At 64.9% G+C, this 22469-nt stretch carries 26 protein-coding genes and 1 other RNA gene; 16 read left to right on the forward strand and 11 right to left on the reverse strand.

Going from position 1 to position 22469, the window contains the following annotated elements; translation table 11 throughout:
- The first annotated feature begins 127 nt into the window (after positions 1 to 127).
- Entirely contained in the window at positions 128 to 481 is a 354-nt protein-coding gene (locus GQY20_RS28195; RefSeq protein ID WP_269769795.1) for a DUF1761 family protein, read from the forward strand.
- Here GQY20_RS28195 and GQY20_RS28200 read toward each other — a convergent pair.
- From GQY20_RS28200 to sthA, 4 genes are all read right to left on the reverse strand, one after another.
- Positions 476 to 1126 (reverse strand): glutathione S-transferase family protein, encoded by a 651-nt coding sequence (locus tag GQY20_RS28200; RefSeq protein ID WP_157220515.1) that lies wholly within the window; start codon positions 1124 to 1126, stop codon positions 476 to 478. The genes GQY20_RS28195 and GQY20_RS28200 overlap by 6 nt on opposite strands.
- A gap of 12 nt (positions 1127 to 1138) precedes the next feature.
- A complete protein-coding gene (locus GQY20_RS28205; protein ID WP_157220516.1) occupies positions 1139 to 2023 on the reverse strand; it encodes a dienelactone hydrolase family protein in 885 nt (294 codons plus the stop codon).
- Positions 2024 to 2095: 72 nt separating this feature from the next.
- Complete coding sequence (bla, locus tag GQY20_RS28210; RefSeq protein ID WP_157220517.1) at positions 2096 to 2956, reverse strand: class A beta-lactamase; 861 nt, start codon at positions 2954 to 2956, stop codon at positions 2096 to 2098.
- Between the two features lie 26 nt (positions 2957 to 2982).
- Entirely contained in the window at positions 2983 to 4377 is a 1395-nt protein-coding gene (sthA, locus tag GQY20_RS28215; RefSeq protein ID WP_157220518.1) for a Si-specific NAD(P)(+) transhydrogenase, read from the reverse strand.
- A 194-nt stretch (positions 4378 to 4571) separates the two neighbouring features.
- On the opposite strand from sthA, the gene GQY20_RS28220 reads away from it, so the two are divergent.
- The 3 genes from GQY20_RS28220 (at position 4572) to GQY20_RS28225 (ending at position 6752) form a co-directional block, all read left to right on the forward strand.
- On the forward strand, positions 4572 to 5744 hold the full coding sequence (locus tag GQY20_RS28220; RefSeq protein WP_157220519.1) for an amidohydrolase family protein: 1173 nt from the start codon (positions 4572 to 4574) through the stop codon (positions 5742 to 5744).
- A 64-nt stretch (positions 5745 to 5808) separates the two neighbouring features.
- Positions 5809 to 6234 (forward strand): ADP-ribosylglycohydrolase family protein, encoded by a 426-nt coding sequence (locus GQY20_RS32890; protein WP_269769792.1) that lies wholly within the window; start codon positions 5809 to 5811, stop codon positions 6232 to 6234.
- Positions 6126 to 6752 (forward strand): ADP-ribosylglycohydrolase family protein, encoded by a 627-nt coding sequence (locus GQY20_RS28225; RefSeq protein ID WP_269769793.1) that lies wholly within the window; start codon positions 6126 to 6128, stop codon positions 6750 to 6752. Before GQY20_RS32890 ends, GQY20_RS28225 begins: the two co-directional genes overlap by 109 nt.
- Here GQY20_RS28225 and GQY20_RS28230 read toward each other — a convergent pair.
- From GQY20_RS28230 to GQY20_RS28245, 4 genes are all read right to left on the reverse strand, one after another.
- A complete protein-coding gene (locus tag GQY20_RS28230) occupies positions 6740 to 7564 on the reverse strand; it encodes a hypothetical protein (RefSeq protein ID WP_157220520.1) in 825 nt (274 codons plus the stop codon). The genes GQY20_RS28225 and GQY20_RS28230 overlap by 13 nt on opposite strands.
- A gap of 421 nt (positions 7565 to 7985) precedes the next feature.
- Entirely contained in the window at positions 7986 to 8537 is a 552-nt protein-coding gene (gene rpsI, locus GQY20_RS28235; RefSeq protein WP_157220521.1) for a 30S ribosomal protein S9, read from the reverse strand.
- Positions 8537 to 9016, reverse strand: coding sequence for a 50S ribosomal protein L13 (rplM, locus tag GQY20_RS28240; protein ID WP_157220522.1), 480 nt, complete (start codon positions 9014 to 9016; stop codon positions 8537 to 8539). Before rplM ends, rpsI begins: the two co-directional genes overlap by 1 nt.
- 106 nt (positions 9017 to 9122) lie before the next feature.
- Positions 9123 to 10223, reverse strand: a complete 1101-nt coding sequence (locus tag GQY20_RS28245) for a COX15/CtaA family protein (RefSeq protein WP_157220523.1) — start codon at positions 10221 to 10223, stop codon at positions 9123 to 9125.
- Positions 10224 to 10270: 47 nt separating this feature from the next.
- On the opposite strand from GQY20_RS28245, the gene GQY20_RS28250 reads away from it, so the two are divergent.
- Both GQY20_RS28250 and GQY20_RS28255 read left to right on the forward strand, forming a co-directional pair.
- Positions 10271 to 10651: a MerC domain-containing protein gene (locus GQY20_RS28250; protein WP_157220660.1), complete on the forward strand. Its 381-nt coding sequence runs from the start codon at positions 10271 to 10273 to the stop codon at positions 10649 to 10651.
- Between the two features lie 41 nt (positions 10652 to 10692).
- A complete protein-coding gene (locus tag GQY20_RS28255) occupies positions 10693 to 11151 on the forward strand; it encodes a Fur family transcriptional regulator (protein ID WP_157220524.1) in 459 nt (152 codons plus the stop codon).
- A 56-nt stretch (positions 11152 to 11207) separates the two neighbouring features.
- Here the strand turns inward: GQY20_RS28255 and mtgA are convergent, their stop codons facing one another.
- The 3 genes from mtgA to GQY20_RS28270 all read right to left on the reverse strand — a co-directional run bounded on the left by mtgA (position 11208) and on the right by GQY20_RS28270 (position 14007).
- Positions 11208 to 11942 (reverse strand): monofunctional biosynthetic peptidoglycan transglycosylase, encoded by a 735-nt coding sequence (gene mtgA, locus GQY20_RS28260; RefSeq protein WP_157220525.1) that lies wholly within the window; start codon positions 11940 to 11942, stop codon positions 11208 to 11210.
- A 128-nt stretch (positions 11943 to 12070) separates the two neighbouring features.
- Positions 12071 to 12979: an RNA polymerase sigma factor RpoH gene (gene rpoH, locus GQY20_RS28265; protein ID WP_157220526.1), complete on the reverse strand. Its 909-nt coding sequence runs from the start codon at positions 12977 to 12979 to the stop codon at positions 12071 to 12073.
- A 74-nt stretch (positions 12980 to 13053) separates the two neighbouring features.
- Positions 13054 to 14007, reverse strand: a complete 954-nt coding sequence (locus tag GQY20_RS28270; RefSeq protein ID WP_157220527.1) for an RluA family pseudouridine synthase — start codon at positions 14005 to 14007, stop codon at positions 13054 to 13056.
- An 18-nt stretch (positions 14008 to 14025) separates the two neighbouring features.
- On the opposite strand from GQY20_RS28270, the gene GQY20_RS28275 reads away from it, so the two are divergent.
- The 10 genes from GQY20_RS28275 (at position 14026) to rnpB (ending at position 22465) form a co-directional block, all read left to right on the forward strand.
- On the forward strand, positions 14026 to 14433 hold the full coding sequence (locus tag GQY20_RS28275; RefSeq protein ID WP_157220528.1) for a Mov34/MPN/PAD-1 family protein: 408 nt from the start codon (positions 14026 to 14028) through the stop codon (positions 14431 to 14433).
- Between the two features lie 73 nt (positions 14434 to 14506).
- The gene (locus GQY20_RS28280) at positions 14507 to 15130 is read left to right on the forward strand and encodes a histidine phosphotransferase family protein (RefSeq protein ID WP_157220529.1); all 624 of its coding nucleotides are present in this window, start codon (positions 14507 to 14509) and stop codon (positions 15128 to 15130) included.
- Between the two features lie 57 nt (positions 15131 to 15187).
- Positions 15188 to 17578 carry a chemotaxis protein CheA gene (locus tag GQY20_RS28285; protein WP_157220530.1) on the forward strand — a complete coding sequence of 797 codons (2391 nt, stop codon included), beginning with the start codon at positions 15188 to 15190 and terminating at the stop codon, positions 17576 to 17578.
- Positions 17575 to 18009 carry a chemotaxis protein CheW gene (locus GQY20_RS28290; protein WP_157220531.1) on the forward strand — a complete coding sequence of 145 codons (435 nt, stop codon included), beginning with the start codon at positions 17575 to 17577 and terminating at the stop codon, positions 18007 to 18009. The genes GQY20_RS28285 and GQY20_RS28290 overlap by 4 nt, the downstream gene beginning before the upstream one ends.
- A 101-nt stretch (positions 18010 to 18110) precedes the next feature.
- A complete protein-coding gene (locus GQY20_RS28295; protein ID WP_157220532.1) occupies positions 18111 to 18476 on the forward strand; it encodes a response regulator in 366 nt (121 codons plus the stop codon).
- Between the two features lie 95 nt (positions 18477 to 18571).
- Positions 18572 to 19579, forward strand: a complete 1008-nt coding sequence (locus tag GQY20_RS28300) for a chemotaxis protein CheB (protein ID WP_157220533.1) — start codon at positions 18572 to 18574, stop codon at positions 19577 to 19579.
- Between the two features lie 3 nt (positions 19580 to 19582).
- Positions 19583 to 20443 carry a CheR family methyltransferase gene (locus GQY20_RS28305; protein ID WP_157220534.1) on the forward strand — a complete coding sequence of 287 codons (861 nt, stop codon included), beginning with the start codon at positions 19583 to 19585 and terminating at the stop codon, positions 20441 to 20443.
- Between the two features lie 53 nt (positions 20444 to 20496).
- Positions 20497 to 21402, forward strand: a complete 906-nt coding sequence (locus GQY20_RS28310; RefSeq protein WP_198351260.1) for a DMT family transporter — start codon at positions 20497 to 20499, stop codon at positions 21400 to 21402.
- Complete coding sequence (locus GQY20_RS28315; protein ID WP_157220536.1) at positions 21399 to 22094, forward strand: N-acetylmuramoyl-L-alanine amidase; 696 nt, start codon at positions 21399 to 21401, stop codon at positions 22092 to 22094. Before GQY20_RS28310 ends, GQY20_RS28315 begins: the two co-directional genes overlap by 4 nt.
- A gap of 7 nt (positions 22095 to 22101) precedes the next feature.
- Positions 22102 to 22465, forward strand: an RNA gene (gene rnpB / locus GQY20_RS28320) — RNase P RNA component class A.
- Positions 22466 to 22469 lie beyond the last annotated feature (4 nt).

Raw genomic sequence — 22469 nt, forward strand, 5'->3', positions numbered from 1 at the left:
GCGTTCTCGCGACGCCTTATGGGATCGAACCGGACAACTCCTCGACCTCTTCCCCGCCCACGAATGTCAGAATTATATCCGTCATGCCGGATATGATCCCGTATGATCACAAAATGCTCTAGGAACGCTGGCTGCGGGTTTCGCCGACTGGCTGTTCATGGGCGTGCTGTTCCATGACCGCTACAATGTCTTTCCCGAGGTAAGGCGTGAGGGCAGGGGCGGGCGCGGGCGGATCCTGCTGGCCCAGCTCTTTGCGCTGGTCACTGCCGCTGGCTTCGTGCTGCTCGCGGCCAAGCTTGGCCAGACGGATCATCGCGGCGCACTCAAGCTCGCCGCGATGATCTGGCTGATCGGGCCGTTGCCGCTGCTGCTCGGCAACGCGTTGTTCATCAAGCTGGACCCATTCGTTACCGTCAGCCATGCTGCCGGCTGGCTGGTCAAGCTGCTCGCGATCGGGATAGTTGCCGCCTGGCTGCTATGACGCTGGCGCGTTGGCCTTCTGCCATTGGGCGATCATCGCCTGATCGTCCGCGGCGGCTTTTGCGACGCCGGGCCGTGACTGGTAGCGAGCGACATAATCTTGGATGATCCGGTTCTCGGCTAGGCCGGGGCCGCCAAAGCGGGTGGCGAAGCTCAGTTCCGCGCCGAGATAGAGATCCGCGGCACTGAAGGTGTCACGGAGAATCCACGGCCCCGGCGTCAGCGCGATTTCGATTGCGTTGATGACGTCCTCATAGCTGCCATAGCCGAGCGCGCGCTTCTCGGCGGGCGGGCGTTTCATCATCACGTCGAAAAAGGCGGGCTCGAAGCAGCCGGCGGTGAAGAACAGCCAGCGCAGATAGGTGCCGCGATCGGGCGAAGTGGGCGAGGGGGCCAGCCCCTTTTCCGGGAAGGCATCCGCCAGATAGGCGATGATCGCCGCGCTTTCGGTGACGACCGTACCATTGTGGACGATCGTCGGGATCTTGCCCATCGGGTTGATCTTGGTGAATTGCTCGCGCCGATTTTCGCCCTGGGTGAAGTCGAGGATCTCGGTGCGATAGGGCAGGCCGAATTCCTCCAGAGCCGCACGCACCATCGCCGAGCGCGACTGAGGATTGTGGTAGAACAGGATGTCGTCGCTCATCGTCGGCTCCTCTCAGGCAAGCTGGGTTTTCAGGAAGCGGATCGTGCGATCCCAGGCGAGCTTGGCGGCATCGGCATTATAGCGATCGGCCGCGGTGTCGTTGTTGAAGGCGTGATTCACATTGGGATAGAGATAACTTTCATAGCGGACATGGGCAGCGCGCAAAGCCTCCACCCAAGGCCGGCCGGTGGCGTTCACACGATCGTCGAGACCGGCGAAATGCAGCATCATCGCCGCCTTCACCTTTACGGCTTCGGTGGGATCCGGGGCGGGCCCATAATAAGGGACAGCCGCGCGCAGGCTGTCGCCGGCTGCGATCGCGACCCGATCGGTCAGTGCGCCACCCCAGCAAAAACCGACCGCGCCGACCTTGCCGTTACCCGCTGGATCCTTGGCGAGCATCGCCACCGTGGCGACCGCATCCGCGGTGGTCCGATCGAGGTCGAGCTGGCTGATCAGCCCGCGCGCCTTGTCCTCGTCCTTGGGCGTACCGCCCCTCGCGGAGAGGAAATCGGGTGCGAGTGCGATGAAGCCGGCGAGCGCGAAGCGCCGCGCAATATCCTCGATATGCGGATTGAGGCCACGATTTTCGTGGATCACCATGACCAGCGGCAGGGGCGCGGCAGGCGTGCCGCTCGGCATCGCGCGATAGCCGGTGAGCATGCGGGAGGCGGCGACCTTCCAGCGCACGCGCTTGGCGATGATGCGCGGATCGCCCGGCGCCGTGATCGCCGCGGCAGCCGGATCGGCAGCGATGCCGGCCAGCAGCAGGTTGGCCGCGGCGGCACCGCCCGCCATGCGGCTCAGTTCGGAGAAGAAAGCCCGGCGATCCATCCCCTCATGCGTGAAGCGGTCATAAAGTGCGATCGCGCGTTGGCGAAGGCTATCGTCGGCCATGTCTGTCTCCGGCATTTCGTCCCCGCCCCGGCACCTTATCCGGCGAAAGGTCCAATTCAAGCAATGTACCCGTCAGCGTGTGGCGGTGCGGGCGACTTCCGCGATGATCGCATCGAGACTCGCGGAGGCTCCCGGCGCTTGCGTCAGATAGACCGCGATCAGCATCGGGCGGCGACCGGGGGGCCACAGGATGGCAACGTCGTTGGCGGTGCCATTATCGCCGGTGCCGGTCTTGTCGCCGATGGTCCATCCGGAGGGCAGGCCCGCACGCAGCCGGCGTGCGCCGGTCTGGTTCGCGCCGAGCCAGCCGAGCAGGATGGTCCGCGACGGTGCGGAGAGCGCCCGGCCGAAGAATAGACGGCGCATCATGTCGACCATGTCGCGCGGTGTCGTAGTGTCCCGCCGGTCGCCGGGCAGGGCGCTGTTGAGCTCGGTCTCGGTCCGATCGAGCCGCGTGCGGCCTCCGCCCAACCGCCGGGCGAAGGCGGTAAGCGCGGGCGGACCGCCGAAGCTGGCGAGGAGCAGATTGCCCGCTGTGTTGTCGCTGCGCGTGATCGCGGCCTCGCACAGCTCGCCGACGGTCATGCCGCTGGCGATGCGCTGCTCGGTGACCGGCGAATATGCCACGATCGAGTCTTGGCCGTAGGTCACGCGCCGATCCAGGCTTTCCACGCCGCGATCCACCCGGTGCAGCACCAATGCTGCGGCGAGCAGCTTGAAGGTGCTGCACATCGGAAAGCGTTCATGCCCACGCCAGCCGTTGTATCGCTGTGTTTCGCCGTCATAGACGGCGACGCCGAGCCGGCCGCCGCCGATCTTCTCCAATATCTGAAAACGGTCGTCCTTGCGGGCGGCGAGGGCGGGCGCGGGCAGCGTTGCGGCCAGCATGCCGGCCATCAACGTGCGGCGGGTGATGATGGGTGCATCGTCCATGGCTGAGCTGTGCCGCAGACGGCGGTTCAGTCAAGCGGCATCCGGTTGAAAGCGTCCAGCGCGGCGATCTTATAGGCTTCGGCAAGTGTCGGATAATTGAAGGTATTCTGGACGAAATAATCGAGCGTGCCGTGCAGGTTGAGCACGGCCTGTCCGATATGGATCAATTCGGTCGCACCCTCGCCGACGATATGCACGCCGAGCAGTCGCTTGTCGGTGAGGCAGAAGAGCATCTTCATCATGCCCGACTGCAGGCCCATGATATGGCCGCGCGAAGTTTCCCGGAACCGTGCGATGCCGACTTCATAGGGAATGCCCTGCTCGCGCACCTGCTCCTCGGTGAGGCCGACGGTGGAGATTTCGGGCACGGCGTAGATGCCGTAGGGAAAGAAGCGCGGCGCCGGCATCAGCGGTGCGCCGAAGGCATGGCAAGTGGCGATGCGGCCCTGCTCCATCGATGTGGAGGCGAGGCTGGGGAAACCGATCACGTCGCCCGCGGCATAGATGTGCGGCACGCTGGTCTGGAAGGTTTCGGGATCGACCGCCAGCCGACCGCGATCGTCCACGGCGAGACCGCACGCCTCGAGACTGAGCGAGTCGGTCGCTCCGATCCGGCCGGCCGCGTAGAGCAGCATGTCCGATCGGATGCGGCGCTGATCGTCGAGCACGGAGACCGGCCAGCCCTGCGCATCGAATTCCACCTGGGCGAGCTTGCAGCCGAGCCGGAAATTGACGCCGCGCTTGCGTAGCTCGTGCACGAATTCCTCGATGATCTCACGATCGATGAATTCGAGGAAGTTCTTGCGCGGCTCGATGATCGTGACCGGCACGTCCAGCGCCGAGAAGATGGTGGCATATTCGAGACCGATCACACCCGCGCCGACCACAGCGAGGCTGCGCGGCACGCGCAATTCGGAGACAAGCGAGTCGCTGTCCACCACGCGATGATCGTCGAAGGGAATGTGCTGCGGCCGGAAGGGGCGGGTGCCGACCGCGATTACGATCTTATCGGCCTGATAGGCGACGGCTTCGCCGCCGTGAGGCGTCACCTCTACCGTGTTGGGGTCGAGGAAGCGGGCTACGCCGGCGATCGTATCGACGCCGTTACGGGCGAACTGATGCTCCAGCACATCAATCTCGTAATCGAGCGTCTTGGTGAGGCGCGCGCCGAGGTCCTTGCCCTCGATATCCTTCTTCACGCGGTAGGCGAGGCCGTAGAAGCCGCGCTCGCGCCAGCCGGAAAGATTGAGTACCGTCTCGCGTAGCGTCTTGGACGGAATCGTGCCGGTGTGCACGGATACGCCGCCGACGCGCAGCCGATTCTCCGCCACCAGCACCGATCGCCCGAGCTTGGCGGCCTGGATTGCTGCCCTGCGGCCCGAAGGCCCGCTGCCGATAACGATCATGTCGTAGCGCGTCATGGTTTCTCCCCGCGGCGATGCCATGACATCCTCTATGCAGGCTTTTATGACTCTCTGACGGAGCCGTGCCGGACGCGAAACTATGTCGTCGTCGGCCGCCTGGCAACGGCGGCGCGGCCGGGCCTTATCGCGGTCGCCCGGTCATGATAGCGTGCGCGCCGGGTGCCGCAGAGCGCCGGGCAGGAGAGCCGATCATGCTGAGGACCATCGACGTCGATGCGCATTTCGAGCCGGGTGCCGAATGGCTCGATCCCTATCCGGACCTCGCGAGGCGGTTGCCGAAGGTCGATCCCGGCGCCCTCGCCGTGCAGACCATCTGCGGCGATCTCGTCGAGAGCATGCCCGTTACGGATCGCCCTTCCTATGCCGAGCTCTCGCCGCCGGGGCTGCTCGCGCTGTTCGCGCAGGAGAAGCTCGACGAGAAGGACCGCCGCCAGGAGTTCGAGGGCAAGGACCAGTTCCAGGTCGCCAATGCCCAGGCGCGGCTCAAATGGATGGATGCCCAGGGCATCGACATCCAGAACATCATCTGCCTCGCGGGCGTGAACTATCTCACCTTCGTCGAGGATCCGGGGCTGCGCCGCGAGGTGGTGCGCGCCTGCAACGACTGGCTGGCGGACCAGTGCGACGGGTCGGGCGGGCGGCTGCGCCCGGTGACCGCGCTCGATTATGGCGATCTCGACTGGGCGGTGGCCGAGCTCGGCCGGATGCGCCGGCGCGGCAGCCGCATGGTGCTGATCCCCGGCGCGCCGGTCGACGGCAAGTCGCTCGCCCATCCGGACTGGGACCGGCTGTGGCGCGCGGTGACCGACAACGGCATGATCGCGATGCTCCACACCGGCTTCGAGCGGATGAGCTTCGCCCCCGGCTGGGGCAATATGAGCGCGGATGCGACGCTGCTGCGCCAGTTCGGCAGCAGCTTCCGCCATGTGACGCCGATGATGCTGATCAGTGCGTTCGTCTTCGGCGGCACGTTCGAGCGCAATCCGGCGCTGACCCTGCTGATCGCGGAGCTCGGCTGCGGCTGGCTGCCCTTCTTCATCCGCGACATAGACGATCGCGCGACGCCGCTCTCGCAACTTTTCCTCGGCGAGTGGAAGAACCCGATGAAGCCGAGCGATTATGTCGCCCGCAACGTACGCGCGACGCCGCTGTCAGGCGGCAATGATTCGCCGATCGTGCGCATCATGGAGGATCTGCCGGACGACATGATCGTCTTCTCGTCCGATTTCCCGCATTTCGAAGGCTTCGGCGATCCCAGGACCTTCTACGGCGAAGTGCTCGCTGGAATGGACGAGGGGCGCCGGCAGCGTTTCTTCGGCGGATCGGTCGCGGATGCCTATGCGCGAATGGACGATCCGGTCTGAAGGCTGTCCGGGACGACGCGTAGCGGACGTAGCCTTGCGCCAAACTGCTGGCAAAGCCTTTGGCATGACCAGCGACATCCATCTCGATTCCGTCGTCCCCGGCACCCTGGAAGACCGTGCGATCGGAGCGCTTATCGGCCTTGCAACATGCGATGCGGTTGGCACCACGCTCGAATTCGAGCGGCGGGACAGCTATCCGCCGTTGACCGACATGATCGGCGGCGGTCCCTTTCGCCTCCCGGCCGGGACCTGGACCGACGATACGTCCATGGCGCTGGCCCTGGCGGAAAGCTTGATTCAGTGCGGAGGACTCGATCCGCGCGACTTGATGAGCCGCTTGGTCAACTGGTGGCGCTGGGGCGAATATAGCGCGACGGGTGAATGTTCGACATTGGCGTTACGACGCGCGTTGCGCTCGATCGGTTCGAACGGGACGGCGATCCGATCGCGGGATCGGCGGATCCGCAAAAAGCGGGCAACGGATCGCTGATGCGGCTTGCACCGGTGGCGATCTGGGGTGTCGGTGCGGGCGTCGAGGCGATGCGGGTGGTGGCGCGGCGACAGAGCGAGACGACCCATGCCGCGGAGCAGTGCCCGGATGCGTGCGAGGGCTATGCGCTGATCCTGCATGCTGCCATCGGCGGTGCGCGGTTCGACGAAGCTGTCACCGCCGCCGCCGGCGTGGGCAGTGATCCTATTGCCTCGATTCTGGCATTCGGCTGGCGGGACAAGCCGCGCGGCGCGATCCGATCCTCCGGCTATGTCGCGCATAGCCTGGAGGCCGCGCTATGGTGCGTCGAGCAGGCGTCGGATTTTCGAGAGGCAGTGCTGATCGCGGCTAACTTGGGAGACGACGCAGACACGACCGCCGCCATCGCAGGCCAACTCGCCGGCGCCCTTCATGGGGTCAGCGGCATACCGGCCGAGTGGCGCGCGAAGCTGGCCTGGGGGCCGCACATCGGCGGCCTGGCGCGGGCGCTGCTCGCACGCGTGTCTCAGGCCGGATAGCGATCGACCAGCAGCTGAAGCCGTTCGCGAATCTCTGCGGGTAGGGCGAAACGGTGGCGGTGATAATCCTGCTCGCCTGAAACGCCACGCTCGACCAGATCGTCGTGCATGCTGCCCATCATCCCGTTGATGGCGCTCAGATAGCGGGACATTTTATAGGCTGAATCGGTTGGCCGCAGCGTACGCAGCGTATCGAAGAAGGACACGTGTCGGCTGATGATCTTGCGCATCGCGTGGAATTCGGCGCCGTTGAGCGTTTCCTTGGCGAGTTCCGCGCGCAGCTTCCCGATTTCCGCCGTCATGAAGCGCGTGAAGCCGGCCTGATCGTCGAGCGGCGCGGAAAAAGCCTCCCTGCGGGTGGAGTTCCAGAAGGGATTCATCAGCAGAACGCGCAGCATGACCGCATAGCCGATCGCGGTATAACGCTGCCCGTTGCGGAAGGCGTCCTGCAGATGGCCCATGATCGTGGTGGTCAACTTGAACCGGGGCGGGCAAGCGTGGCGTGAGTCGTAGAGGGTGAAGGCGAAGCGCAGATGCTTGTATTTAGCCCGGATGTATTTGTATTTCAGCCGATTCTCGGCATTCAGATCGCCATCGTGCAGCAGCAGATGGACGAGACGGATCGCTTCCGCACGATCGACGCCGTCGGTCCAGAGTTGACGGCAGAGGCGGAAACAATCGCGTAGATCATCGATGCTCGGATCGAGCGGGATAGGATCAGGGAGGCTGACATGATCGTCAATCTCGTCATCTATCAGGATGGCCGCGAACAGGGTGTCGAGCGTAGCGGCGGCAAAGGGAAGGTCGGTCATTTAAAATGCCTGTAGATCGAATGCTGCCGCGCGAAAGCATCGAGGTCACGAGTTTCCCGCACGCCATAGGCTTGCTTTCGGCATAGGGGAACCGCCTGCGATCAGATGTTGCGGTGCTCACGAAGCGTGCCGGCAATCGATTGACGTCGTTATGCATGACCGGCGTTCTACATGCTGGAAACTGCAGAGCGACGGCGCATCGTGCCTGTCCAGCATGACGGCCTCTTCGGCGATTACGTGATCCCAGTCGTCACCAACATGCGGTGCATAGCCCAATCCATGTGCCGTCGATGCACGATCATCCACCGTTGCCGAGCAGGTGGCGGAGAGGCGCGAGGAGCGATGGATCGCGAAAATGCCCAAAGAAAAAGGCGGCCTTCCGATAGGAAGACCGCCATTTCCAAAGACCGGAAGGGCCGGATCAGCGCTTCGAAAACTGGAAGCTGCGGCGGGCCTTGGCGCGGCCGTACTTCTTACGCTCGACAGCGCGCGGGTCGCGGGTCAGGAAGCCGGCCTGCTTCACCGTGGTGCGGAGGGCGGGTTCATAGCGGGTGAGCGCCTGGCTGATGCCGTGCTTCACGGCGCCGGCCTGGCCGGATAGGCCGCCGCCTTTGACGGTGGCGACGACGTCATACTGACCCTCGCGGTCGGTGATGCCGAATACCTGGTTGATGACCAGACGCAGCGTCGGACGCGCGAAATAGACTTCCTGATCGCGGCCGTTGATCGTGATCTTGCCGGTGCCCGGCTTCAGCCACACGCGGGCGACGGCATCCTTACGACGGCCGGTGGCATAGGCACGGCCATAGGCATCGAGCACCTGCTCGCGCAGCGGTGTCGAGGAGAACTGAACGGGAGCCGAAGGCGCCTCGGCAGCGGCATCTGCCGGTGCATCGGGAGCGGCTGCCTGGGCAGCCTGCGCCGCGTTGGTCAGCGCCGCGAGATCGGACAGGGACTGGCGGTTGTCGGACATTATGCGCCCACCTTGTTCTTGCGATTGAGCGAGGCGACATCGAGCACCTCGGGATTCTGCGCGGCATGCGGATGCTCGGCACCGGCGAAGACGCGCAGGTTGCGCATCTGCTGACGGCCCAGCGGCCCGCGCGGGATCATGCGCTCCACAGCCTTTTCGAGCACACGCTCGGGGAAACGACCCTCGAGCACCTTGCCCGCGGTCACGCCCTTGATGCCGCCGGCATAGCCGGTGTGCTTGTAATAGACCTTCTGCGCCAGCTTGCGGCCGGTGAAGCGCACCTTGTCCGCATTGATGACGATGACATTGTCACCGCAATCGACGTGCGGGGTAAAGCTCGGCTTATGCTTGCCGCGCAGGATATTGGCGATGATCGTGGCAACGCGGCCGACGACCAGACCGTCTGCGTCGATCAGATGCCATTTCTTTTCCACCTCATGCGGCTTCGCCGGCTTGGTGGTCTTCAGCAGCGCCTTCATGGGGCCATGACCTCTTTTTGAAACGAGAGCGCCGCCCGTTTCAGGGGCGGCGCGGAATGCCCGGGCCTAATGCGCAATGGCCCCTTCAGAGTCAAGCAAAACCGGGCTATTTTCGAATGGTACTATGATACCTTTGCGCGATCCCGCGGTTTCTTGCGGTTCCGTGCGCAGCGGCGAGCACGCTGGCGAGCAGCAATACGGCCATCGCCTGATGCGCCACCGCGATCGGCAGATCTACGCCGCTGAGCAGCGTCGCTATGCCCAGCCCGATTTGGCAGAATATTGCCAGGATCAGCGCGATTGAGGCGCCGCGAGCACCGGCCTTGGCGGCCCGCCAGGCGAGCAGCGCAACCGTGGCGGCGACCACGAAAGCCAGCCAGCGATGCACGAACTGCACGACGATCGGCTGATACACCAGATTGCGCCAGAAGGGTTCGAGCAGCGGCACGCCGGGGGGGAAGAGGCCGCCGCCCATGGTGGGCCATTCGGCGAAGGCATAGCCTGCGCGCAGTCCCGCGGTAAAGGCGCCGAACATGAGCTGGAGGGTGAGCAGGCCGAGCACCGCGGCTCCGAGCAACGGCAGGCGGGCCGCGCCCTTGCGCAGATCGATCACCGTCCAGACGAGCACCGAGAAGATCAGCAGCGCCGCGAGCAGATGGATGGCGAGCCGGATATGGCTCACCTCCGTGCGATGGACGAGGCCGGAGGCGACCATCCACCAGCCGATCGCACCCTGCAAGCCGCCGAGGGCCAGGATCGCGATCATCCGCCAGCCATAGCCCGGCGGAATCGCTCGCCGCCACCAGAAGGCGAGAGCGATCAGGGCCATGACGAGGCCGATCCCGCGGGCCAACAAGCGGTGCAGATATTCCCAGAAATAAATCTGCTTGAAGCCTGCCAGGGTCATGCCCTGGTTGAACTCGCGATATTGCGGGATTGCCTTGTAGCCGGCGAACTCGGCCTGCCATTCGGCCTCGTTGAGCGGCGGGATGGTGCCGCGGATCGGCTTCCACTCGGTGATCGATAGGCCCGATTCGGTTAGCCGGGTGATGCCGCCGACGGCGACGATCAGGAAGACCATCGTGGCCACCACGATCAGCCAGTTGGAAAGGCCGCGCGCATTGGGCGCTGGACGAGGCGGGCGGGAGAGGATCGACACGCCGGCCCTATGCGACGCGTCCGGCTGGTCCGCAACGATTTTGCACATGATATGTTGTAACTTCACTTTTTGCGTGGCAATGATGGCCCGTGCATATGGACTCGCAACTGCAATCCGGCGCCTGGCGCAGCGGCTGGCTGGACAAGCTCGCTATGGGCCTGTCCGGGCTGTGCGTCGTCCATTGCGTTTCTACGGCGGTGTTCGTGGCGCTGTTCGCCTCCGTAGGCGGCATCCTGCTCAATCCGGCGATTCATGAGACCGGGCTCATTCTCGCTACGGTTTTCGCGGCGCTGGGTCTCGGCAGCGGCGCGCTGCGCCACGGCATGTTCCTGCCGGCCTCGGTAGGCGGCCTCGGCATCGGCATCATGGCCGGTGCGATGAGCTTGCCGCATGGTGGTTACGAGACGCTGGCAACCATCTTCGGCGTGTCTGTCGTCGCGCTTGGGCATGATCTCAATCGGCGGGCGCTGATCTAATCGCGCTTGTCGCGCCTCGCGGTCGTGCCTAAATTGGCGGCATGGCCGGTCATATTCACACCCTGCATGAAGGCACAGCGCTCGTTGGCGCCGCGCAGACCGCGCTGGAGCGTTCGGGCCAGCAATGGACGACGATGCGGGCCGCCGTGTTCGATGCGCTGGCCGGCTTCGAACGTCCGGCGTCCGCCTATGACATTGCCGAGGCGGTCTCCAAGGCGGAAGGCCGCCGGGTTGCCGCCAACAGCGTTTATCGCATTCTCGACCTGTTCGTGGACGCAAATGTCGCGCGCCGGGTGGAAAGTGCGAATGCCTATGTCGCCAACGCGCATCCCGATTGCGAGCATGACTGCATCTTTCTGGTTTGCGATGCCTGCGGCCAGACCACGCATATCGACGACGATCACCTTTCCGACAATGTTCGCGCGGCAGCGAAGAAGGCCGGGTTTCAGCCTCAACGCCCGGTGATCGAGGTTCGTGGGCGCTGCGCCGACTGCCGGTAGCGGCGTTTTCCTGCCATCGCGTCGTAGGTTGCACGGCTTTCTGCCGACGGGGGGGCTTATCGCAGGCACATGTCCAGCGCATCGCGAGATACCACGCCGCTCCGTGCGGCGATGCGGTTGCCGTAGCGTCGTGTAAAGCCGCTGGGATCAATTGCCTCGCGTTTCTTAGGAAGGGGCAGGATCGCGGCAATACGGGCGGCTTCGGTCGTGCTCAAGGTGCTGGCGTCATGGTGGAAATAGCGCATCGCGCCGGCATTCGCGCCATAAGTCCCGATGCCGGTTTCCGCGACGTTCAGATACATCTCCATGATCCGCCGCTTGCCCCAAAGCGTCTCGATGAGCACGGTGAACCACGTTTCGAGGCCTTTGCGGACCCATGATCGTCCCTGCCACAGGAAGACGTTCTTGGCGGTCTGCTGGCTGATCGTAGAACCGCCGCGCAACCGCTTGCCTTGGGCATTGCGCTTCGCGGCCTGCTCGATCGCCTGGAGGTCGAAGCCATGATGCGTGCAGAAGCGTGCATCCTCGGCTGCGATGGCGGCGCGCGCCATGTTGGGGCTCATTTCGGACAGGCTCATCCAGTCTCTGGTGAGGCCGTGGCCGTCCAGCATGCCGCCGATCATGGTGAATGTTATCGGCGGCGGCACGAAGCGGTAGACGCCGACCCACACCAGCGATCCCACCACGAAGAGGATGACAGCGCGCACGGTCAACCCGACCGCGCGTCGGAGCAGCGAGCGTTGGGGCGGGGCAGGCGCCAGAGCAGGGGCAGGGGCGGCGATTTCGTCCATCGGCATCGCTTAGAGCATCGCAGGAGAATCGTCATCCCGACGATAAAGTTCGGAAAGTCGGAATGCAGGACATGAAAAAGCCCCGGTGCTCAGGGCACCGGGGCCTTCTTCTGGTGTGTCGCCTGCCGTCAGGCGAAGGCGGCGGTCAGCCTTTTCTCGCCGGCGATCTTCATCATCGCCTTCTGTAACTTGTCGAAGGCTCGGACTTCGATCTGGCGGACCCGCTCGCGCGAGACGCCATAGACCTGGCTCAGCTCCTCAAGGGTCTTGGGATCCTCGCTCAGTCGGCGCTCGGCAAGAATGTGCTTCTCGCGGTCGTTCAGCGCGCCCATGGCTTCGATCAGAAGCTCGTGGCGGACATCCTTTTCCTCGGCGTCGGCCAGCCGCTCGTCCTGCAGCGGATCGGTGTCGACCAGCCAATCCTGCCACTGGCCCTCGCCATCCTCGCGCATCGCGACGTTGAGCGAGCTGTCCCCGCCCATCGCCATGCGGCGATTCATGTTGACGACCTCATCCTCGCTCACGCCCAGATCGGTCGCGATCGACCTGACGTCCTCAGGGCGCAGATCACCATCTTCAAACGCATCGAGCTTGGACTTCATCCGCCGCAGGTTGAAGAAGAGCTTCTTCTGCGCGGCGGTGGTGCCCATCTTCACCAGGCTCCAAGATCTCAGGATGAATTCCTGGATCGAGGCTCGAATCCACCACATGGCGTAGGTCGCGAGGCGGAAGCCGCGATCGGCTTCAAACTTCTTCACGCCCTGCATCAGCCCGATATTGCCTTCGCTGATCAGCTCGCTGACCGGCAAGCCGTAGCCGCGATAGCCCATCGCGATCTTTGCGACGAGCCGCAGGTGGCTGGTGACCAGCTTGGCCGCTGCTTCAGGATCCTGATGCTCCTGGAAGCGCTTGGCGAGCATATATTCCTCCTCCGGACTGAGGAGGGGAAATTTACGGATCTCGGCGAGGTAGCGGTTGAGGCTCTGCTCTCCACCGAGTGCGGGGATCGTCGCTGGGACGCTGGTTCCGCTTGCCATGATCATGTCTCCCTTCGGTCCGTGAGGACCCTTGAACCTCGTGAGTCGGAGATATCCGTCCTCATTTGCAACCTTTATAGCGCTAGCTCGATTAATAGTCGCTGCATATCGGTAGGAATATCACTACCAAAGGATAAAGCTGCGCTTGTGATCGGGTGGACGAAGCCCAGATGGGCCGCGTGCAACGCCTGCCGATGAAAACCCAAACGAGTCAGCAGGTCCCGATGTTCCCGTGGCCTGCCATAAACCGGATCGCCGAGCAGCGGGTGGCCGAGCGAGGCCATATGCACGCGAACCTGATGGGTACGGCCCGTTTCCAGCCGGCATTCGATCATTGCCGCCCCTCGTAGAGGCGAAATGAGACGATAATGCGTCACGGCCCGTTTGCCCCGGCTTCCCTCGACGATCGCCATCTTCTGGCGATTGACGTTGGAGCGTGCCAGGGCAGCATCCACCGTTCCGTCCGGAACCTTCGGCAGGCCGGCGACGATCGCCCGGTAGCGCCGGTCGATGCTATGCCGCTTGAACTGGGCGGCCAGGCCGATATGCGCCGGATCCGTCTTGGCCGCGACGATCAGGCCCGACGTATCCTTGTCGATGCGGTGGACGATGCCGGGCCGTTCGACTCCGCCGATGCCGGAAAGGCTGCCCCGGCAATGGTGAAGCAGCGCATTGACCAGTGTGCCGTCCGCATTGCCCGCCGCCGGATGCACGACCAGCCCTGCCGGCTTGTCCACGACGATCAGATGCTCGTCTTCATAGGCGATGGCGAGCGGAATGTCCTGCGCCTCGTTATGGGCCGGAGCGGGCGCGGGAATGGCCACCGCATAGACGCCGCCGCCGATTGCCTTGGCCGACGGATCGCGCACTGCGACGCCGGCATCGTTTGACACCTGACCGGACGAGATGAGCGCCTTAAGCCGCTCGCGCGACAATTTGGGCATCGCCGTGGCAAGGGCGCGATCGAGGCGCCATCCCGCTGCCTCGCTCGGCAGCGTTACATGCTCTATCGACATCCCCCGGTCCATTTCGTTGCGGATATGGGAATGATGTTGGAAATTTCAAGGACGCTGCTGGAGGAAATACGCGCTCTCGCCGCCGCCGAGCCGGGCAGGGAGGTCTGCGGTCTGTTGTTCGGCGATGAGGACCGGATCACGGCCTATGATCCGGCGGACAATGTGGCCGAAGCGCCGGAGCGCACCTTCGAGATCGATCCGCGCGCGCTCTTCGCGGCGCTGCGGGCCGAGCGGCAGGGGGGACCGAGGCTCGTCGGCCATTATCATTCGCACCCGTCCGGCGATGTCACCCCCTCCGCCTGCGACGCTGCGATGGCCGAACCGGGCCGACTATGGCTGATCGTCTCGGGCGGCGACGCGCGGTTGTGGCAGGCCGGCAGCACGGGGGCGCTGCATGGACGTTTTTCACCCGTGACCTTCAAGACGTGCGATCCATGAGGTGCTTCGGCTTGCGCATCGTCGGGGCAATCGCCACAAGAGCGCCCGAACCTAGAGTACGAGAGTCATCCGGATGCGTGAGGTCGATTTCGCCAGTCTGCTATGTTCGCGCCTGTGCCATGATCTGTTGAGCCCTGTTGGCGCGCTGAACAACGGCGTCGAGTTGCTGGCGGACGAACATGATCCGGAAATGCGTGCGCGCTGCTTGGAACTGCTGGCGGAAAGCGCCCGCGTTTCGGCCAACAAGCTCAAATTCTTCCGGCTCGCCTTCGGCGCGGCGGGTGGTTTCGGCGATACGGTCGACAGCCGCGAGGCCAAGGCGGCGATCGAGGGCCTGCTCGGCGGCGAACGCATCCTGCTCGGCTGGATGGTGACGGAACCGGCGCTCGGCAAGAATGCGCTGAAGATCCTGCTCAACCTCGCGCTGATCGCGGCGGATGCGCTGGTCCGCGGCGGCCGGCTGGATATCGGTGCCGAGAGCGGCGAGATCGTAGTGCGTGCGGAGGGCCCGCGGCTTGTGCTCGATCCCGAACTGCGCACCGCGCTGCTGGGCAACACCGATCCCGACGCGCTGACGCCGCGCGCCGCCGCCGCCTGGCTGGTGCATCGTCTGGCCGCCGAAATCGGTGGCTCGATCCAGGTGTCCGAACCCGACGAAGGCGTGCTGCTGTTCGGCGCCTTGCTGCCCAGGCGTTAAGTCGTAATTTACCATCGGCGTGCGATCTGGAACGGCATAACGCCGGACCAGGGGCCGATGGACGAGATCCTTACCGAATTCATCGCCGAAACCCGCGAGACCCTGGAAACCGTCGCGGGCGAACTGGTAGCATGGGAAGCCGTGCCTCAGGATCGCACCCGGCTCGATGGGATTTTCCGCTTCGTCCATACCGTCAAGGGCAGTTGCGGCTTTCTCGATCTGCCGCGGCTGGAGCGGCTGAGCCATGCCTGCGAGGATGCGCTGGCTGACGTACGCGCGGATCGCCGTGTGCCCGATGCGATGCTGGTGGATGCGGTACTCGCGATCATCGACCGTATCGTCGAGCTGATCGATGCGCTGGAAGCGCAGGGCGTATGCCCGTCGGGCGATGACCGCGACTTGATCGAGGCGTTGGCTGAACGCCGACCTGAACCGCCGACCGCCCTGCTCAGATGTCCGTCCGAGCCCGAGCCGGATCTCTGCAACGAGGGAGAACCGCCGCTTCCCACGGCGCCAGCTTCCACTCCGCGCGCGCCCTCGCGCAGCATCCGCCTCCAGATCGATCTGCTCGATCGAATGATGGCGGGTATTTCGGACATGGTGCTGGCCCGCAACGAACTGGCGCGCCGGCTGCGTGAGATTTCGAGCGACCCCGGAGTCGATGCCGCGTTCGAACGGCTTTCAACCTCTGTCGCGGAAATGCGCGATACGATCACCCGGACGCGCATGCAGCGGATCGAGGCGCTATTCTCCGGCCTGCCGCGGCTGCTTCGCGACGTTTCCGCGGAACTCGGCAAAACGGTGATGCTCGAAGTCGATGGGGCCGATGTCGAGCTCGATCGCGAGATGATCGAGGTAATCCGCGATCCCCTGACCCACATCATCCGCAACGCGATCGACCATGGCATCGAGCCGCCTGGGGCGCGTCTCGAGCTGGGCAAGCCGGCGATCGGCCGCTTGAGCGTGGCGGCGCGCCAGGCAGGCAACCAGATCGTCATCGAAGTGGCGGACGATGGTCGCGGCATCGATTCGGAGCGACTGGTACAGCGCGCCATCGCCGCCGGAATCCTGTCCGCCGATGCAGCCCGGGGATTGTCCGCGGCTGCGCGGCTGGCCCTGATCTTCGAGCCGGGTCTGTCGACGGCGCAAGAGGTTACGGCCATATCCGGGCGCGGGGTCGGGATGGACGTGGTCAAATCCAATATCGAACGCATCGGCGGCGTGGTCGAGATAGACAGTCGTCCGGGTTCGGGACTCAAGCTGACGCTTCGCGTACCCCTGACCCTCACCATCATCCCGGCATTGACGATCGAGGCGGGTGGGCTGACCTTTGCGCTGCCCCGCGCGGCGATCGACGAGATCGTCCGGGTGGCGGGCGAATCGGTACGGCTCGAATCACTCGGTGGCGCACTCATCGCCAACATCCGCGGGCGGCGCATGCCCGTTGCATGCCTTGCGCGGATCATCGACGCCGAGGATGCGCCGGAGCAATCCACCATGCTCGTGGTGCTCAAGCCGGCGGGGGGCGAGGCTTATGCGCTTGCCGTCGCGGCAGTGCACGATCATGAGGAACTGGTGATCAAGCCTGCGGCGCCGGTGGTGATGGCGGCCGGCATCTATGCAGGCGCGGCGCTGCCGGACAATGGCCGGCCGATTCTGCTGCTCGATCCCGCCGGGCTCGCGGTCGCGGGCGGCGTTTCGTGGAGCGAGACTGCACGGATCGAGCCCGAAGTTCCAGTTGCCGCGATCGAGGCGGTGCCGACACTGCTTTTCCGGGACAGCGACGGCGTCGAACGCGGCATCCGTCTCTCGCTGGTGGAGAGGATCGAGGACATTCCAGCCCAGAGCGTGAAGATGAGCGCGGGACGCCTGCGGGTCGTACGCGACGGTCGCTTGTTGCCGCTGATCAGTGGCGAAGGCCTGGACGGACGCGAGATAATCCGGATCCTGCGCATCAGCGATGGCGAGATTGCGTTGGCCTATGCGATCGACACGGTGCGAGACATCGTCGACCTCACGACCAGCCTCACGCCGGCCGCCCGGCCCGGCCCGGTTGCGGGCGTGGCATTGGTGGATGGGCAGCCGGTGGAGATGCTGGATCCGCACTGGTTGTTCGCGGAGGGCGGAGCGATCCCGCTGGCGGCTGAGCCCGAGCGGCCGATATGCCTGCTGACCGGGGATGACGGTAGCTGGACGCGAGAGATATTGCGCCCACTGGTCGAGTCGAATGGCTATCGCGTCCTGTTCGCGAGGGAACCATCGCCGTCCGATGTGGCGCTCGTGATCGCCTGCGATGCGCCGGAACCTGCCGGCACGCGCAGTCCGGTCGTACGGCTGCGCTGGCAGCGCGAAACCGCGGGTGCGCCGGCCGGGAGCATCTATCGCTACGATCGGCCGGCCTTGCTGGATGCCCTGAAAGCCGGCCTCGCGCAGGGAGGCCATAGATGAACGGGCTATTCCTCGTCGCCCTGATCGCGGGCGAACGCGTCGTGTTGGCAACCGAGGAGGTTGAGTCGGTCGTGGAGCTCGAGGCAATCACGCCGGTGCCGCGGCTCGCTCCGCATATCGCCGGATTGACCGCACTGCGCAGTCGGGTTCTGACGGTGATCGACTGCCGGACTGCACTCGGCCTTGGTATGTCGCCGCGCGAGGGCGTGTTGCCGGCGATCGTCGTCAACATCGAAGGGCATGGCTATGGCCTGCTCGTCGATCATGTCGAGGATGTCGCTACGATCGAAGGCGAGATGGCGCCGATCCTTGCCTCGCTCCAGCCTGGATGGGCGGTCGCGGGACGGGGCATGGTCACGCTGGAGGGCGATGCGCTGTTGCTCGTCGATCCCGCCGTGCTCGTCGCCGGACCAGCCTTGGCCGCGGCCTGATACTTCGGGCGTTAACGAGGTTCTTACCTTCCTTATCTAGAAATTGGCGAATGTCAGGCGGACTCGCGGAATCGGGATCGTCTAGTAGAAAGCTCACGCGCATGAAAACCTGTCTGGTTGTCGACGATTCCAAAGTGGTCAGGAAGGTCGCGCGCCATATCCTCGAACGGCTGGATTTTTCCGTGCGCGAGGCTGCCGACGGGCAGGAGGCGCTTGCCGAATGCCAGGACATGCCGCCGGACGTGGTGCTGCTGGATTGGAACATGCCGGTTATGAGCGGCATCGATTTTTTGCGTGCTCTGCGTTTCGCCAATATCGCCCGGCGGCCGAAGATCGTGCTGTGCACGACGGAGAATGGCATCGGCCATATCCGCGTCGCCATCGACGCTGGGGCGGACGAATATATGATGAAACCGTTCGACCGCGAAACGCTGGAAAGCAAGCTGCAGATTGTCGGCGTGGCTTGAGCGCGCCTATGTCCCTCGTCCAGCCGGCTCGCAGTTCTCGAGCACGCGATTCGATGCGTTCGAGCGTATTGCCGCGCTCTGCGCCGATCCGGCTGATGATCGTCGATGATTCCATCGTCGCACGAACCGTATTCGCCAACCTGCTCGAGGCGCGGCCCGAATTCCGCATCGTCGGCATGGCATCCTCCGCGGATCAGGCGCTGACGCTGCTCGAGCGCGAGACCGCCGACATCGTTCTGCTCGACGTGCGCATGCCCGGCACGGATGGACTCACAGCGCTACCGCGCATCATCGAGAAGAGCGGCGGCGCCCGCATCCTGATCGTCTCGTCCGCCTGCGAGGATGGCGCGGCGGAGACGGTGGAGGCGCTGACCCTCGGTGCCGCCGATACGCTGTTCAAGCCCTGCGCGGGTGAGTTCAACGCCCAATTCGCGGGCTTGCTCTGCGAGCGGCTTCTGCGCATGGCGCGCGCCGCGCGCCCCCGGATTCAACGGCCGGTCATCTCGCCGCTGCGTCGTGTGCGGGGGGAGGAACCGATCGCCTGCCTCGGTATCGGTGCATCGACGGGTGGCCTGCACGCTCTGTCCGCCTTTTTTGCGGAGCTGCCGCCCAGCTTTTCGGCGCCCGTGCTGATCACCCAACATCTGCCAACGGTATTCATGCCTTATTTCGCCGCCCAGCTTCAGGGCATTGCCGGCCGACCCACCGCGGTGGCGCAGGACGGCATGCCGCTGACGCGCGGCACCATGCTGGTGGCGCCGGGCGACGCGCATATCCGGCTCATGCGCTCGGGTGGCGACGTGCGAGTCCGGTTGGATCGCGCGCCGGTCTCCAATGGCTGTTTTCCATCGGTCGATCCGATGTTTGAGGCAATGGCGGCGATATTCGGTGCGGGAGCGGCCGGAGTGCTGCTGAGTGGCATGGGGGCGGATGGATCGGTGGGCGCGGCCGTTCTCGCGGCCGCAGGCGGCGAAATACTGGCTCAGGATCAGGCGACATCGGTGGTGTGGGGCATGCCGGGCGTGGTCGCAACCGCCGGCCTTGCGTCGGCGGTGCTGCCGCCGGGACAGATTGCCCGTCATCTCGGCGCGCGGGGAGCTTAAGACATGGAACTGAGCGCCGCCGCCACCCGTATCCTGGCGGGCCTCCTGGAAGCGCGTACCGGGCAGCAACTGAGCACCGGCCGTCAATGGCGGCTCGACACGGCGCTGGTGCCGATCATGCGCGCGCGTGGCATCGAAAGCGTCGACCTGCTCGTGGCGGCGCTGGTCGGCGGGCGGGACGCGCGACTCGCCGATGCGGTCATCGAAGCGTTGCTCAATAACGAAACCTCCTTCTTCCGCGATCATGGTCCATTTCAGCAGCTGATGGGTCCCGTGCTCTCCCGGCTCCATTCAGCCAGGGCGGGAGCGCGTCGGTTGCGCGTGTGGAGCGTCGGGTGCTCGACCGGGCAGGAGCCTTACTCGCTGGCGATGGGTCTTGCCGAACAGGCGGATCTGTGGCGCGGCTGGACGATCGATATTCAGGCGACCGACGTCTCCCGATCCGCGACAGCACGGGCGCGCGAGGGGCTCTACACGCAGTTCGAGGTGCAGCGCGGCTTGCCCGTGCGGCAATTGCTGCGCTGGTTCGATCGCGAGGGCGAGCAGTGGCGCCTCGTGCAGGCGTTGCGGGAGAAGGTCCGTTTCCACGTCCACAGCCTGACGGAGCCGATGCCGTTACCGGGCATGTTCGATGTCATATTGTGCCGCAACGTGCTGCTCTATTTCCCGCCGCCGATGCGGCGGGCAGTGCTCGATCGGCTGGGTCGCGCGATCGCGCCGGACGGAGTGTTGATGTTAGGCGCGGGCGAGACGATCATTGATCAGACCGAACGGTTCGAGCCCGATCCGGCGGCGCGCGGCTTCTATCGCCTGCGTGAGACCCCCCGGCCCATCCAGCTCGCCGCCATTCCCGGCTTTGCCTGACGAAAATTCCTTTTTCGCCTCGTAATCTCGGCTATGGCCGGTGCATGGAGAGAGTGACCGCCGTTCGAACGAGCCCCTTGTCGGCGTTCGATACCGCCTTGGCCGCGGCGATCACCTTTTTCTGGGGCATCAACATCGTCGCGATCACTATAGTCGTGCGCGATACGGCGCCGTTGACCGCCGCGATGCTGCGGCAGTGCGCGGTCATGCTGGTATGCCTGCCGTTCCTGCGGATCGTGCCGGGCAAGATGAAGGCCCTGCTGCTCGTCGGCGTGATGCAGGGTGCTGCCTTCCTCATCTTCTCGAACCTAGCCTTGCGCATCGGTCACAATGTCAGCGCATTGTCGATCGCCGCGCAGCTCGGCGTGCCGTTCGCCCTGCTGCTCGGCGTGCTGTTCGAGGGCGAGCGTATCGCGCTGCTGCGGCTGTTCGGCATCGTGCTGGCGTTCGGCGGCGTCGTCGTGATGGTGTTCGATCCGGCTGCCGTCCATGAGGGCCCGGGCCTTGCCGTGATGAGTTTCGGCACGCTGATGTGGGCGATCGGCTCGTTGCTCGTGCGGCGCTTGGGCGCTGTTTCCGTGCTGACCATTTACGCCTGGATCGGGCTGATCGGTTTCGCGTTGCTGCTACCGCTCTCCATCGTGCTGGAGCCGCAGGCGGTTCGCCACATCCCGGCCCTCAACGCGCAGGATTGGGGATGGGTGCTCTTCTCGGCGATCGGCACCACTTTGATCGGCCATGGCGGCATGGCATGGCTGCTCCAGAAGCATCCGATCACGCGGGTGATGCCGTTGACGCTGGGCGCGCCGGTAGTCGCGGTGATCGGATCGGCGGTGGCGTTCGACATCGTGCTGACGCCGATCGTGATCCTGGGCGCGGCGCTTTCCATCGCCGGCGTCACCATCATCGCGCTGCGCAGCGCGGAGAAGGGGCGGCCGATCGAGGAGCCGGTGGTATGAGCGAGATCATCGACTGCCCGTCCCCTAATTTCGACGACCGCAGCTTGCCGGTCTCGATTCTGGTGCTGCATTATACGGGCATGCAGGATGCGGCTTCGGCCATCTCCTGGCTGATCAACCCGACTTCGAAGGTCTCGTGCCATTATGTCGTGGCCGAGGATGGGCAGGTGCTCCGCCTCGTCGAGGAGGAGAAGCGCGCCTGGCATGCCGGTCGTTCGAAATGGCGCGGCATCACCGACGTGAACTCGGCGAGCATCGGCATCGAGATAGTCAATCCCGGCCACGAATGGGGCTATCGGCCCTTTCCGGAGGCGCAAATGACCGCGCTGACGCCGCTTGTGGCGGAAATCGTACGCACCTTCGACATAGCGCCGGCGAACGTGGTCGGCCATTCGGATGTCGCCCCGGCACGCAAGCAGGATCCGGGCGAGCTGTTCGATTGGGAGAGGCTGGCCAGGCTCGGGCTCGCTTTGCCGCGGCCCGGCCGCAGCCTGGCCGACCCGCATTGGACCGACGGGGGCTTCCTGCTGGCGCTCGACCGCTTCGGCTATGACGTCGCCGACGGGCCGGCGGCGGTACGCGCTTTCCAGCGGCGCTGGCGTCCCGAAGCGATCGATGGCGTGATCGACGGGCAATGCCGCGCGATCCTTTTGTCGTTGCTCTTGGATCGCGAGCGCGGCCACGCTAGATAGCCGCCAGCCAGAGGGTCGGGCGATCGCCGCTTTCATGTGAAAGGGGAGGAAAGTCCGGGCTCCAGGGAGAAACGGTGCCGGGTAACGCCCGGCGGGAGCAATCCTAGGGAAAGTGCCACAGAAAGCATACCGCCCGCGCTTCGGCCGGGTAAGGTCGAACGGGTGCGGCAAGAGCGCACCGCGCTGCCGGCAACGGGAGCGGCATGGTAAACCCCACCGGGAGCAAGACCGAATAGGGGCGGCACATGGCTTCTCCAGCCTGCCGCCCGGGTTGGTTGCTGGAGGACGGGAGCGATCCCGTCCCTAGAGGAATGATCGCCCATCCGGCCTCGGCCGGTGGACAGAACCCGGCTTACAGACCCTCTGGCTTTACAC

The organism is Flavisphingomonas formosensis (genome assembly GCF_009755815.1).
GTDB classification, from domain to species: domain Bacteria; phylum Pseudomonadota; class Alphaproteobacteria; order Sphingomonadales; family Sphingomonadaceae; genus Flavisphingomonas; species Flavisphingomonas formosensis.

Coding starts and splice junctions, on each gene's coding strand:
- GQY20_RS28200 (WP_157220515.1), bottom strand. CDS start 1,126: ATGAGCGACGACATCCTGTTCTACCACAATCCTCAGTCGCGCTCGGCG.
- GQY20_RS28205 (WP_157220516.1), bottom strand. CDS start 2,023: ATGGCCGACGATAGCCTTCGCCAACGCGCGATCGCACTTTATGACCGC.
- bla (WP_157220517.1), bottom strand. CDS start 2,956: ATGGACGATGCACCCATCATCACCCGCCGCACGTTGATGGCCGGCATG.
- sthA (WP_157220518.1), bottom strand. CDS start 4,377: ATGACGCGCTACGACATGATCGTTATCGGCAGCGGGCCTTCGGGCCGC.
- GQY20_RS28220 (WP_157220519.1), top strand. CDS start 4,572: ATGCTGAGGACCATCGACGTCGATGCGCATTTCGAGCCGGGTGCCGAA.
- GQY20_RS32890 (WP_269769792.1), top strand. CDS start 5,809: ATGACCAGCGACATCCATCTCGATTCCGTCGTCCCCGGCACCCTGGAA.
- GQY20_RS28225 (WP_269769793.1), top strand. CDS start 6,126: ATGTTCGACATTGGCGTTACGACGCGCGTTGCGCTCGATCGGTTCGAA.
- GQY20_RS28230 (WP_157220520.1), bottom strand. CDS start 7,564: ATGACCGACCTTCCCTTTGCCGCCGCTACGCTCGACACCCTGTTCGCG.
- rpsI (WP_157220521.1), bottom strand. CDS start 8,537: ATGTCCGACAACCGCCAGTCCCTGTCCGATCTCGCGGCGCTGACCAAC.
- rplM (WP_157220522.1), bottom strand. CDS start 9,016: ATGAAGGCGCTGCTGAAGACCACCAAGCCGGCGAAGCCGCATGAGGTG.
- GQY20_RS28245 (WP_157220523.1), bottom strand. CDS start 10,223: ATGTGCAAAATCGTTGCGGACCAGCCGGACGCGTCGCATAGGGCCGGC.
- GQY20_RS28250 (WP_157220660.1), top strand. CDS start 10,271: ATGGACTCGCAACTGCAATCCGGCGCCTGGCGCAGCGGCTGGCTGGAC.
- GQY20_RS28255 (WP_157220524.1), top strand. CDS start 10,693: ATGGCCGGTCATATTCACACCCTGCATGAAGGCACAGCGCTCGTTGGC.
- mtgA (WP_157220525.1), bottom strand. CDS start 11,942: ATGGACGAAATCGCCGCCCCTGCCCCTGCTCTGGCGCCTGCCCCGCCC.
- rpoH (WP_157220526.1), bottom strand. CDS start 12,979: ATGGCAAGCGGAACCAGCGTCCCAGCGACGATCCCCGCACTCGGTGGA.
- GQY20_RS28270 (WP_157220527.1), bottom strand. CDS start 14,007: ATGGACCGGGGGATGTCGATAGAGCATGTAACGCTGCCGAGCGAGGCA.
- GQY20_RS28275 (WP_157220528.1), top strand. CDS start 14,026: ATGATGTTGGAAATTTCAAGGACGCTGCTGGAGGAAATACGCGCTCTC.
- GQY20_RS28280 (WP_157220529.1), top strand. CDS start 14,507: ATGCGTGAGGTCGATTTCGCCAGTCTGCTATGTTCGCGCCTGTGCCAT.
- GQY20_RS28285 (WP_157220530.1), top strand. CDS start 15,188: ATGGACGAGATCCTTACCGAATTCATCGCCGAAACCCGCGAGACCCTG.
- GQY20_RS28290 (WP_157220531.1), top strand. CDS start 17,575: ATGAACGGGCTATTCCTCGTCGCCCTGATCGCGGGCGAACGCGTCGTG.
- GQY20_RS28295 (WP_157220532.1), top strand. CDS start 18,111: ATGAAAACCTGTCTGGTTGTCGACGATTCCAAAGTGGTCAGGAAGGTC.
- GQY20_RS28300 (WP_157220533.1), top strand. CDS start 18,572: ATGATCGTCGATGATTCCATCGTCGCACGAACCGTATTCGCCAACCTG.
- GQY20_RS28305 (WP_157220534.1), top strand. CDS start 19,583: ATGGAACTGAGCGCCGCCGCCACCCGTATCCTGGCGGGCCTCCTGGAA.
- GQY20_RS28315 (WP_157220536.1), top strand. CDS start 21,399: ATGAGCGAGATCATCGACTGCCCGTCCCCTAATTTCGACGACCGCAGC.